Genomic DNA, 11,540 nt, shown 5'->3' on the forward strand with positions numbered 1-11,540 from the left:
CGATCCGCTGCTGTTCTTCCGCGCACACCTCTCCAAAAAGGACGGAAGAACAAGCCGTTAAAATTTTTTTACAAAAATAAAAAAAGCATTGAACAGCGAAATCGTTTTTTCGACTGCCCAATGCTTTTTTTTAATTAATTTTTAGGGAAAACTATTTCTCCCATTCCTGCAAAGTTCCGCGCACTTCATCTTTCAAAACAGCATCTTCGGCAACGCCTTCGTGCACTCCGGATGCGTTTAAAATTTCATTCATGAGCGCGACAGCGCGTTTCTTTTTACCCTGCGAATAGAGCGCTTCTGCCAGAAATTGCTTTGTCGTCAAATTATCCGCCGCTAATTTGTGGCCTTTTTCCAAAATTTCGACGGCTTTTGTCTTTGACGGCCAGCGCAAAAAAGGCCAAATTTTCGGCGCTTTGAAATAGACGCGACCCAGGACGCGGTAGCCGCCGGCGCCATCAAAATTGGGATCGACTTCAATGGATTTTTCACACAGATCCTTTATTTTACCGGCAACGCCTTTGCGCGCCGCAGCCAAAATGCCGTATTCCTCACCCCAAACGCCCCAGACAATTGCGGTGAACAAAGTGATTCCCGCGGAGTTCGGAAATTCCTTCAATGAAGCTTCGCCGAGGTCTTTCCCCAGATTATAAATTTTTTTCTTCATGTCCTTGTCCGCTGTGCAGTATTTTCCCTTAAAATAATAAGCCCGAATTAACTTCCAGGTCGCCTCTTCTTTCTCTTGCCCGACAGCTTTGGCGAGAATTTGCTGATACAGGGAAATTGCCTGATTGATTTGGGCGCTGTCCGCCAGAAGTTTGTCAGCGTTAAAATTATCGCCTCGTTTATCCCAAAATTCATCGGCCTTCTCCAGCAGGCCCTGGGCCAATAAATTCAGAGAAAAAATCAGAACAAATGCAGCGAGTAACATAAAACTTTTTTTCATGCGGTTTTCCTCCCATGGAAAGTGCAAATTACTAATTGGTAAATTTTAAGCAATTTTAATATAATAAAGTCTTACCGAATTTGCAACTGTTTTTTCAAGTATGAGAAGTAGACGTCTAATTTCTTTTGAAAGTGTAATTTACAAACCCTCTCGCCCGTCAGGGATTTGCAGAAGGCCCTGAGAAAATCTGGCCTGACGGAAAAGAAAATTCTTGCCAATAAAACTAAATGACAAGTCGGGCGTACAATATCATAGCGAATTTAATTCGTCAAGTTGTTTCAAGGGCAAGGGAATTTTAATGCTGCCCCTTGCGCCATTGTTCGATAAAAATTGGAGCGCTCACATGCCTTTTTACGGAGATTTGCCGGAAAAATATTTGCAGGAACATTTTCTGCGCGCAGTCGGCTGCACTATCATCGGACAATCCAAACTTGACCTCATCATCGTCGAATCTCAAAAAAATGAATTGCGTACGATGGCGTCAAAAATTTTGCACAGACTTCTGCTCGAACAATTCAGAGAATTACTTACACATTTGAAAGAAGCAACCGTCATACAAATAGAAAAGCAATCCGACAACTCATTAGAATCAACAGATTTCGTTGAACAGTCTAATTTTTCATTTCTCAATTTCTCCGAAAATTAATCTTATTTTGTTAGTTTCCTCTCTACTATGTAAATTATGCCGGTAAATTTTGCTTACCTTTTAGTTTTCATGTATCTACATTAAACAATATTGTAACTTCTTTACAATCAGTAAGTAATCGTTCATTTTGAATAATATGAATTTCATTTTGTAACACAATGAAATTATTTTTATTTTTTTGGACATTTTTGAGCAAAATCACATTTTCCCTTAACATGTTTTATTATATTTAGTTAGCTTCAGCAGGCCATTTTGTGTTTTTGATTTTATAAGAAATAATAACTAATAGTTTTCTGGCATGAACTTTGTACAAAGTTTAGACAGAAAGCAGACATGACAAAACGCGAATCAATATCTAAGGGAATAATGAGATGAAAGCGATTACTGTGAAATTTACCGAAGAGCAGATTGAATTATTGGAAAATATCAGCAAGACAGCGGGAAAATCTTCTTCAGATTTCATCAAAGAAACAATTTTTGCATTGTTGCCTTTGAGCGAATATTCCGCCGTGAAAAAATATTTGGAATCCATCAAAAAAGAGAAAAACAACGACGAAGATATTTCAACCGCGATGCGCATCATCAAAAATATCCAGGCCAGCGCAAACGCGCGGTTGAAGCGAATCGGAGTAATATGATTTTTGATTGAGATAAAACGCCCCATTTCCTCATTTTTTTATTGAAGATGCCAAAGCCCATTTGGCATCTTTTTTTGTCTAACCACCAAACTATGAGTTTACAGCCCGCCCGCTGCCGTTAGATGCCAATAGCAGCGCCCTTTCTTCGGCTCAGAGAATAGATCAAATCGGCCAATCTGGTTAATCGCAAATTAAAATTTGAATCCAAAATGCAAATTATTCATCAAAATAAGCGAAATTATTTCAAAAACATAACTTTTACGGGAGGGTCCAATGTACAAATTTTTGACGGGAATTTTTCTTTTGCTGGTCGCGACCTCGCTTGCCGTTCGGGCGCAAGAAAAAGAGGCGCCGAAATTTGGCTGGCAAAAATCCATGGTCGCCGGTCTCAATTTGACGCAGACCAGTTTCGACAACTGGACGCAAGGCGGGGAGAATTCTTTCGCCTGGCAAGCGAATTTGAATTTCAAATTTGTCGATGATCAGGAGAAATGGAACTGGTCCAACACTGGCAAATTCAATTACGGTTCGACCAAAATCGGCGATGAGGAAATGAAAAAATCCATCGACGAGATCAAGCTGGAAACCGTTTACACTTACAAAATCGGGAAGCTTCTCAATCCGTTCGCCGCCGCCACCGGAGAAACGCAATTCGCACCAGGCTACAACTACGGGAACAATACAAAAGCACAGATTTCCGCATTCATGGATCCGGGCTATTTCCGTGAAAGCGCTGGCATTGGCTACAAGCCCAACGAAACGATCCAGACGCGGCTCGGCGGCGCCATGAAGCAAACCGTTACCAGAAATTATCCGTCGCCTTACGCTGACGATCCTTCCACAATTGACACTATTGAAAAAATCAAGAATGAGATCGGACTGGAATCCGTGACTGATTTGAATTTAAAGGTATCGGAAAATTCTCTGCTCACGTCAAAATTGGAATTATTCTCAACATTGACGACTGCCAAAGAAGTGGATGTAAACTGGGACACTATTTTTACCACAAAAATTTCTAAATATTTTTCCGTAAATTTCAATTTCAAACTTTTTTACGACAGAGATATTTCCGTAAAACGTCAGATCAAACAAGCGATTGCATTAGGGTTTACCTATAATTTGCTTTAGAAATTTTTGATCAAAAAAAGAAAAAGGCGCCCTGGCGGAAAATGTAGTGCGCCTTTTGCAAAAAAACATTGCATAGAGTCAGATTGGAGATTTTCAACGTTCTCGGTCAAAAAATTGATTTGAGAACCATCCGGCCGAATGTCGAATCTCGGCTCTGGTCTCAATCATCTAATAGAGCTCAATTGCCAAAGGGAATCCAACTCCGGAGGTTACCAACCATGAAAAATGGATTATTATTATTTTTTTTAATTTTAACAATAGTAATCGTCAATGTCCCGGCAATCTGCGGCGCGCATCGCTCCTACGAGCCGATCGTGCTTTCCGCGGATTCATTAAATTTTTTCCAGGGCTTGCCCGTGGAAAGGCTATTTTTATTTTCCTACAACTCGCAAAAAGAGTCCTGGAAGGTTGTGCCTTTTCAAATTGACGAAATTGACACCTCAGTGAAGTCGGAAGAAAAATATTTTGGCAATAACGATGGTCTATTCAATGCCAGCGACGAACTGGTTTTTTTGACGAACAGCCTCGGCGATCAGGCTCCGGCGGAAAAATGGGTCGCCGGCGCAGACACGGTGCGATTGGAACTCAATTTTTTTGATCCGTTAAATCAAAAGTCCGGCTATGTCTATCTTTATTATTCTCCCGAACAAAGTTATTCCGTACCCAATCCCTACGAAATGAGCTACCACGCTGATACGGATCAGATTGAAACTTTGCATTATCTCGCGGGCTTTAATAATACCGGTCAATTAGGCGATGTTGCGATCAAAAATGCGAGCGGCGGATCAGGGGAAGATATTTTTGACCGCGTAAAAATCAGGTTCTATTTGTCATTTTTCACGCTCTTTTTGGCAGTGGATGAAGACAGCATAATTTTTGACCACGCGTACGCCAAAGCGGGCCCGGTGCGCGTCATTCGCAATGTCGCGGCAAATTTTGTCTACCGTCCTCTCTTTTCCGGCGAACAATTCACTCAGACTTCCTTTTTCTACCCTTGGCACGGCGAATTTAAATTGGTCGATATTCCTGTCGGTGAATTAACCGGATTTCCGTTTGTGGAAATTGACGAATTTCGCCTGTCGTGGGACATGAACAGCAACGCCGCCGGGATGAAACTTTTTAGCGCTAAAAACCAAAGCGGCGTCACCATCGACGGCGATCAGGCGGCCGACTCTTTTAATCCGGCCTGTTTTTCCGATCAACTCAACTGGACGCTTGCCAACGGGGACCAGGGAAGTTTGCTCAATATTTTTTATGTTCCGGCCTTCGGAGATTCCATTCGGCTTTACTACCACGACGCCACAGACGGCTCGACCGGAGACTATCAGCCGCTTTTTTCTTACGACACCGGTGATCAAATGTCCTATGGTGACAACGGGTTTTCCCTCATCGGCAATCTGGAATTCTACATCACACCGCAAACGACGTTCCAATTCCTCTATTACAATTTCTTTCTGGGCAAGAATTTCACTCCCGACAGCGCCGCAATTTTGACGGAATATTTGTCAACGCCGCTTGGTTTTTCCGCTGCACAACAAAAAATTGTCACAACCAATGTCGAAAATAGCCGTAATTCCTCAAAAATTGAAGTATTTGAACTGAGACAAAATTACCCCAATCCATTCAATTCCACAACCACCATTCAGTTTCTGCTCCCCTCAGCATCTTCTGTTAAATTATTCATCTATGACGTTTCAGGAAGAAATTTGAAGCGACTTGCCGAAGGAAATTTCTCCGGCGGGCTGCATTCGCTTTCCTGGAATGGAACAAATCAAATCGGGCGGGCGTTACCAAGTGGTGTCTATTTTTACAAATTGATTACCGACTTTGGAACAGAAGCGCGCAAGCTCCTTTTAATCAAATAGCAATCGAGAACAATAAAACTAAAACCGCTCTCATCGAGAAATCCAATCTGGTCGCCATTCCAAATCAGGGAGCTGCTACTATTCAGGGCGCAAGTTATTTTCAAAAAAGAGCAGAACGAAAATGAGCAAGGAGAAAGCAGAGCACATGCCACAGAAATCGAATCATCTTGTCAATGGGTGCGTAGAAAAACTATTCATCGAAGATTCCTGGCGGGTATTCCGCATCATTTCCGAATTTGTCGAGGGTTTTGAGGAACTCTCGCACGTTGGCGATTGCATCACCATGTTCGGATCGGCGCGCACGAAAGAGGGACATCCGGAATACGAATTAGCGCGTGAAATTGCCAAACTGTCCGTAAAAAACGGCTTTGGAATCATTACCGGCGGCGGCGGCGGAATCATGGAAGCTGGCAATCGCGGCGCCAGCGAAGCAGGCGGCAGTTCCGTTGGCTTAAATATCGACTTGCCTTTTGAGCAAGAGCCCAATCCTTACGCCAATCTCAAACTGGATTTCCGCTATTTTTTCATCCGCAAAGTGATGTTTGTGAAATATGCCAAAGCGTTCGTCATTCTTCCCGGCGGGTTCGGCACGCTGGACGAATTTTTTGAGTCCATCACTTTAATTCAAACAAAAAAAATTCATCGCTTTCCGGTTATTTTGGTCGATAGCCAGTACTGGAAAGGTCTTTTGGAATGGCTAAAATCAGTCAGCATGTCCGAAGGAAAAATTTCTCCCCAAGACTTGAACTTAATTCATGTCGCCGACTCGGCGCAGGAAGTAATTGATTTGATCATTGATTTTTATCAAAAAGAAGGCCGATAAAAAAAGCACAGGCCCAATTATCAGGGAGGACGGGGCCCGTGCTATGGATAATTGTTCGTTCAAAAAACCGATTGTACTAGCGGCACGATTCATCGCGGTGTTTATCGATTAACCTTGCAAGCGAAGTAGCCGTTTCAGCGGCTTCCTGAATACCCATACCTGAATGGTTACGAAATATTTTAAACAAATTTTTCGGATTTCATCAAATCTATTTTTCTGTCTTAAAAATATCGTCTTTCAACCCGATGTTGAATTTGTAATTTTTAAAAGTTGTTGTGCCCGTGGATTCAATATCCATTTCCCCCATTGGCGTATCAAACACCATGTATCTTTCCGAGCTTCCCTTGACCGGAACCCACGCGCCGTCGGGGCCGACAGAAGCAAAAATTCGAACAATCTCACCTGATTCCAGGCGATCGGTTGGACGAAATTTTGCCTCATATTTGACGACGTCAAAAGTTTTTTGGTCAATCCAAACGGTAATTGACTTGAACTGGTCTTCTTTGTCCGCGACTTTTATTGACAGTTTATAGGTATCCGTTCCTTCGATATTTTCTGTGCCCGCTAGTTTAATATTGTCCAGATATTTGCTAATATCAAATTGGCTCTGTGAATTGCCGAAACCTCTTCGATTTCCGCCTCTTCGCCCGCCGCGACGATTCATGTCTTGGGCGGTAATTTTCCGGTCCCCGCGCTTGCCTTCGACAAATTCAACCTTGCGCTGATCCGGACTTTTAAAATAGATTTTAAACTTGCTCTCCATTTCCATGTCGCCCCTGGGCGTTGAAGTAACGCGGTTCGAGGTCATGTCGCACTGGTAATCTTTGATGCGTTGATTTCTTTGTTCAAGCCGTTTTTGAATATTTTGTTTGAGCTGATCAACAGAGATGTTTTGCGCCTGACTTAACGAAAAGCTCATCGATAGAAAGACAATTAATCCGGCAAGCAAGATTTTGTTTTTCGTGTGCATTGCTTTCTCCTTTGGATTCGTTTTCGGTTTTGAGTTTCGAGCAAATTTTTGTCAGTTGCTTGTTTATTTGGATTTATATTTTTTGAGTCATGGTTTTTAAAATATCGAAACTCTAATAATTAAACACCTCTGAGAGAAATTACTTGCGGAGTGAAACGCAGAACACTGAAGAGTTGAAAAATCGCGCAGCCCTTGCTAAAAAATCATCCGGTAATTACGATCAAAAAATCCCTTTGGCAACTTAGCTCATTTACGCAAAGGGAGCAATCAAAATAGTCTCTCTCTCACAAATTTTAGCCCTCCTCAAGTTCTGCTAAAATTATTTGCAACCATTTGTCCTTGGCCTCGCCTTCGTCTAAATTGACCCAACGAATCCGCTCATCCTTTCGAAACCAGGTGAGTTGTCGCTTGGCGTAGTTTCGGGTGTGCTGTTTGATCAGTCGCGCCATTTCGTCGTAATCCGTATCGCCGCGCAAATAGTCAAAAACTTCGCGATAGCCAACAGTCTGCATACTATTCAAATCCGCGGAATATCCCCGATTCCGCAAATCGCGCACTTCTTCCACCAAACCCTGTTCCAGCATGTGATCCACGCGCTGTTCGATCATCTGATACAATTTTTGCCGCTCGCGTGTGAGTCCGAAAAATAGCGGTTCGAAGCCCGCTTTTTGCGCCGCCTGTTTTTGAAATTGCGACAGCGGCGCCCCAGTCAATTCGTAAACTTCCAGCGCACGCACGATGCGATGAGCGTCGTTGGGGTGAATTTTTTCCGCGCCGTCAGGATCAATCCGTTTCAATCGTTCGTAAGCCTTTTCCGCGCCGTTTGCGCTGATTTCCTGTTTTAGCCGCAATTTTACCTGAGGGTCGAAAATCTCTTTTTCAAAAAATCCGTCCGCCAATGCCCGAATGTACAGCCCAGAACCGCCGACCACCAGCGGAGTTTTATTTTGCTGCATTAATTGTCGAATGGTCTGGCGCGCTTCTCTGCCAAACTGCCCGGCGCTGTAATATTCATCGGGAAATTTAATGTCAATAAAATGATGTTTAATGCGAGCAAGTTCTTCCGGCGTTGGTTTAGCGGTTCCGATGTCCATGTATTTGTACACTTGCCGTGAATCTGCCGAGACGATCTCTGCGTTGCCAAGCTTTTCAGCGAGCACAAGCGACAGCTCCGTCTTGCCGACTCCGGTGGGACCAATGACGAAAATAACTTTTGCGGAATTTGCTTCTTCTGTAAGAATTGCGTGTGCCATTTACGCGGTCCAACAAATGCGATTCAAAGACGGACAGCGCATTTCGGTTGTTCGCCGCCGCCTCAACTTAAAATTATCAGTTACAAACAATAAAAAATGACGCGCTAAATTTTCAAGTATTTAATAGTTTCTCTATTACTGCCGCCAATTTTTTCTGTTCTTCGATCTTCTTCAAATATTTCAATAAAAAAATGCCCAGCAAAATTATTCCAATCCCGCCAATGACGCCAGGAAGAAAAACCCAATACACAACTCGATTGTTCAGGTTGCCTAATGTAATTATTACTGTTGCAACAAGCAATATTAAACCTAAAACAGATATTGCGCTGGCGTAAAAACATGAGAATCCGGAAAATAATTTTTTGTCGTTCACGGATGTTAAAAATTCATCCAAATATCGCTTTTCATTGAGAGACAGTTTTGCATCCATTTTCAAAACTCCTTTCCGCTCTATTCATGCGAAAAAACAAGTTTTTCGCGCCAGGAGCTTTTTGCTAATTGCTAAATTCTGCCAAACCTCTTGTCCAACTCCTCCAGCGATAGATTGACGATGACCGGCCTGCCATGCGGGCAGAAATAAGGGCTTTGTGTGGCAAAAAGTTGGTCAATGAGCAAATTCATTTCCTCGCGCGTCAACGGCTCGCCTTTTTTGATGGCCATTTTGCAGGAATAAGACTTTGCCACGTTGTCGCGAACGTCCAGACTGGTATCCTTGTTATTGACGTACTCGTCGATGATTTCACTCAATACGGTCTCGGGATTGCCGATTTTCATGCCCGCGGGAACGCCCTCGATGACCACCGTGTTGCCGCCAAAGCCTTTAATCAAAAATCCGACCTTTTCCAGAAAAGGCAACATCTCTTCCATGTAGGAAAATTCTTCCGGAGACAATTCCACGACCTGCGGAAACAACAACTGCTGCGAAGCGGGACTGCTCTGCTCGAACGAACGGAGCGCTTTTTCGTACAAAATTCTCTCGTGAGCCACGTGCTGGTCGATGATGATGAGCCCGCTTTTTATTTCCGACAAAATGTACTGATTGTGAATTTGCCACACATTGGGGCGCTCATATTTCGTTTCACTGGCGGACATTGTTGGGGCTGGTTGCTGCTGTTTTATTTCATGGGAAATTTGCGCCGGCGTCGGTGTCTGACTACTACCCTGGCTCTGAATTCCCATTCGCGGCTGGGAAATAGGATGCATTTCGTACAACGGAATCGTGGTCTGCCGCGCCAGATATGTTTCGTTATTTTTCTTGATCGGCTGCGGCGCGATGTCCATTTCCGGCATGAAATCCGGAATCACCTGCTGCGACGACAGCGCGCGTTTTACCGCGTTTCTGACCAGTCCGTAAATGAGTCTTTCGTCGGCAAATTTCACTTCCATTTTTGAAGGATGAACATTGACATCCACGCGCCGCGGATCCAATTCCAAAAACAGCGCGTACAGCGGAAACTCGCCGCGCGGCAGAATCGAGCCGTAAGAGGAAATTACCGCGTGGTTCAAAGCGCGATTTTGAATAAATCTGCCGTTCAAAAACAGGTACTGATCTCCGCGAGATTTTTTTGTGACGTCTTGCTTGCCCACAAAGCCCCAAATCTGCATCACCGCGCTTTTGTCTTCCACGCGCACTAATTGGTTTTTGTAGCGATTTCCCAACACGTCAATCAGCCGAATGTCCGGTTCGGACGGCGTCAGATCGTAAATTTTCTGATCATTGTGATGCAACGCAAAACGAATTTCAAAATACGCCAATGCAAATCGCTGAAAAACGTGGAGAATCTGCCGATATTCGGTTTCGTCGGTCTTGAGAAATTTTCGCCGCGCCGGAGTATTGTAAAAGACATTTTTTACGCCTACAGAGGTGCCCGCCGCGCCGCCGGAATCGGCAACTTCTTCCACAACGCCGCCGTCGATGCGAATCATGGTCCCCGCGCTTTCGCCTCGGGGAACAGTCCTGATTTCCAACATGGAAATGGACGCAATGCTCGCCAGCGCTTCGCCGCGAAAACCGAGCGTCTGAATGTTGTGCAAATCATCGTAAGTGGTAATTTTGCTCGTCGTGTGTCGCTGAATGGCCAAAATTGCGTCTTCCCGCGTCATTCCAAGTCCGTTGTCCACAACCTGAATGAGTTGCTTGCCGCCATTTTTCAGCACTACCGTAATTTCATCAGCGCCGGCGTCGATGGCGTTTTCAATCAATTCCTTTACAATCGACGCCGGGCGGTCCACAACTTCGCCGGCAGCAATTTTATTGGTCAAATCTTCGGATAAAATGTGAACTTTATTTTTTGCCATATTTTAAATCACTTTTCAAGCATTATTTTGAAATTGAAAATTGAATTTATTAAATGTTATATGCCGAAACTGGAATGAAGGTTCAGTAATTGACAGGAAAAATGGTGGTGTTATTCCCCAAAAGCGGAAAATCGGCGCCAATCTTTATCAGATTTTATCAGCAAGGATTCCCCAAGGCCTCGCTTTGTAAAAATACTTTGAGAAATTGAAAAATAAAATTGTTTTCAGGCATCGGAATGAAAACTTTTAACCGCCGTTTCTTTATCTTCAAAATTGGGAAGATGTTTTTCCAGGCGGGCAATTTTGATCAAGCTCATCACGCGATTGTTGGCGCCGAGCAGTTTCAATTGACCGCCTAAATTTTTCAATTGCCGCAAGCCAAAAAGTAGCGCGCCCAGACCCGAGCTGTCAGCATAATTCACAGCGGAAAGATCAACCAACACATTCGTCACACCATTGTCCACAGAGAGCAAAAGTTCCGTCTTCAATTCCGGCGCCAAAACCGCATCCAGACGATCCTGATTGATTTTTATGATCGTAACGTCTTTTTCCGTCTCTTTAGCAAACATAAAAAACTCCACTCATATTCATCAAATTTCTTCACCTTCGATATTCCAATAAAACAAAAAAAATTTATAATGTCAAGTATTTTCGCTTTTATTTGCAAAAATATTTGTTTTTGGGACAGCCAAATTTTCAGCCGTATTTTTTTGCTTGATTATTAGTGCAATTCATGTTATATTTAGTCTACTTTTCTTACCCGTTAAATTTATTGGTTCAAAATAGTAAAGAGACTATTTTGTATACCCGCCTGAATTTAATCGAGGGGAACTGAATAAACCTATTTTTGTAAAAAATTAAATGAAAGTTGTATCGAAAAAATTGTATTCGGAGGCTTTACCTTGAAAACCGACTATCAACAAATCGAAGATGTTCACGAATTGATCATGCATTTGTTGAGTATCTCATTTTTTTA

Annotated in this window: 11 protein-coding genes; 5 read left to right on the plus strand and 6 right to left on the minus strand. The window is 43.2% G+C overall.

What is annotated here, in order from left to right:
* Positions 1-151 precede the first annotated feature (151 nt).
* Positions 152-943 carry a hypothetical protein gene (locus tag GXO74_16720; protein ID NOZ63299.1) on the minus strand — a complete coding sequence of 264 codons (792 nt, stop codon included), beginning with the start codon at positions 941-943 and terminating at the stop codon, positions 152-154.
* 343 nt (positions 944-1,286) lie between these two features.
* Between GXO74_16720 and GXO74_16725 the strand changes: the two genes are divergently transcribed.
* From GXO74_16725 to GXO74_16745, 5 genes are all read left to right on the plus strand, one after another.
* Positions 1,287-1,589, plus strand: coding sequence for a hypothetical protein (locus GXO74_16725; protein ID NOZ63300.1), 303 nt, complete (start codon positions 1,287-1,289; stop codon positions 1,587-1,589).
* A gap of 371 nt (positions 1,590-1,960) precedes the next feature.
* Positions 1,961-2,227, plus strand: a complete 267-nt coding sequence (locus GXO74_16730; GenBank protein ID NOZ63301.1) for a hypothetical protein — start codon at positions 1,961-1,963, stop codon at positions 2,225-2,227.
* A gap of 273 nt (positions 2,228-2,500) precedes the next feature.
* Positions 2,501-3,355, plus strand: coding sequence for a DUF3078 domain-containing protein (locus GXO74_16735; GenBank protein ID NOZ63302.1), 855 nt, complete (start codon positions 2,501-2,503; stop codon positions 3,353-3,355).
* Between the two features lie 218 nt (positions 3,356-3,573).
* Complete coding sequence (locus GXO74_16740; protein NOZ63303.1) at positions 3,574-5,220, plus strand: T9SS type A sorting domain-containing protein; 1,647 nt, start codon at positions 3,574-3,576, stop codon at positions 5,218-5,220.
* Positions 5,221-5,365: 145 nt separating this feature from the next.
* Entirely contained in the window at positions 5,366-6,043 is a 678-nt protein-coding gene (locus GXO74_16745) for a TIGR00730 family Rossman fold protein (GenBank protein NOZ63304.1), read from the plus strand.
* A gap of 208 nt (positions 6,044-6,251) precedes the next feature.
* Here GXO74_16745 and GXO74_16750 read toward each other — a convergent pair whose 3' ends face one another.
* The 5 genes from GXO74_16750 to GXO74_16770 all read right to left on the minus strand — a co-directional run bounded on the left by GXO74_16750 (position 6,252) and on the right by GXO74_16770 (position 11,133).
* A complete protein-coding gene (locus GXO74_16750; protein NOZ63305.1) occupies positions 6,252-7,013 on the minus strand; it encodes an outer membrane lipoprotein-sorting protein in 762 nt (253 codons plus the stop codon).
* A 293-nt stretch (positions 7,014-7,306) separates the two neighbouring features.
* Positions 7,307-8,266: a tRNA (adenosine(37)-N6)-dimethylallyltransferase MiaA gene (gene miaA, locus GXO74_16755; protein ID NOZ63306.1), complete on the minus strand. Its 960-nt coding sequence runs from the start codon at positions 8,264-8,266 to the stop codon at positions 7,307-7,309.
* Between the two features lie 112 nt (positions 8,267-8,378).
* Positions 8,379-8,696 carry a hypothetical protein gene (locus tag GXO74_16760; GenBank protein NOZ63307.1) on the minus strand — a complete coding sequence of 106 codons (318 nt, stop codon included), beginning with the start codon at positions 8,694-8,696 and terminating at the stop codon, positions 8,379-8,381.
* A gap of 71 nt (positions 8,697-8,767) precedes the next feature.
* On the minus strand, positions 8,768-10,564 hold the full coding sequence (mutL, locus tag GXO74_16765; protein NOZ63308.1) for a DNA mismatch repair endonuclease MutL: 1,797 nt from the start codon (positions 10,562-10,564) through the stop codon (positions 8,768-8,770).
* Positions 10,565-10,788: 224 nt separating this feature from the next.
* Entirely contained in the window at positions 10,789-11,133 is a 345-nt protein-coding gene (locus tag GXO74_16770; GenBank protein NOZ63309.1) for an STAS domain-containing protein, read from the minus strand.
* Positions 11,134-11,540: the final 407 nt, after the last annotated feature.

Source organism: Calditrichota bacterium, assembly GCA_013152715.1.
In the GTDB taxonomy this organism is placed as follows: domain Bacteria; phylum Zhuqueibacterota; class Zhuqueibacteria; order Thermofontimicrobiales; family Thermofontimicrobiaceae; genus 4484-87.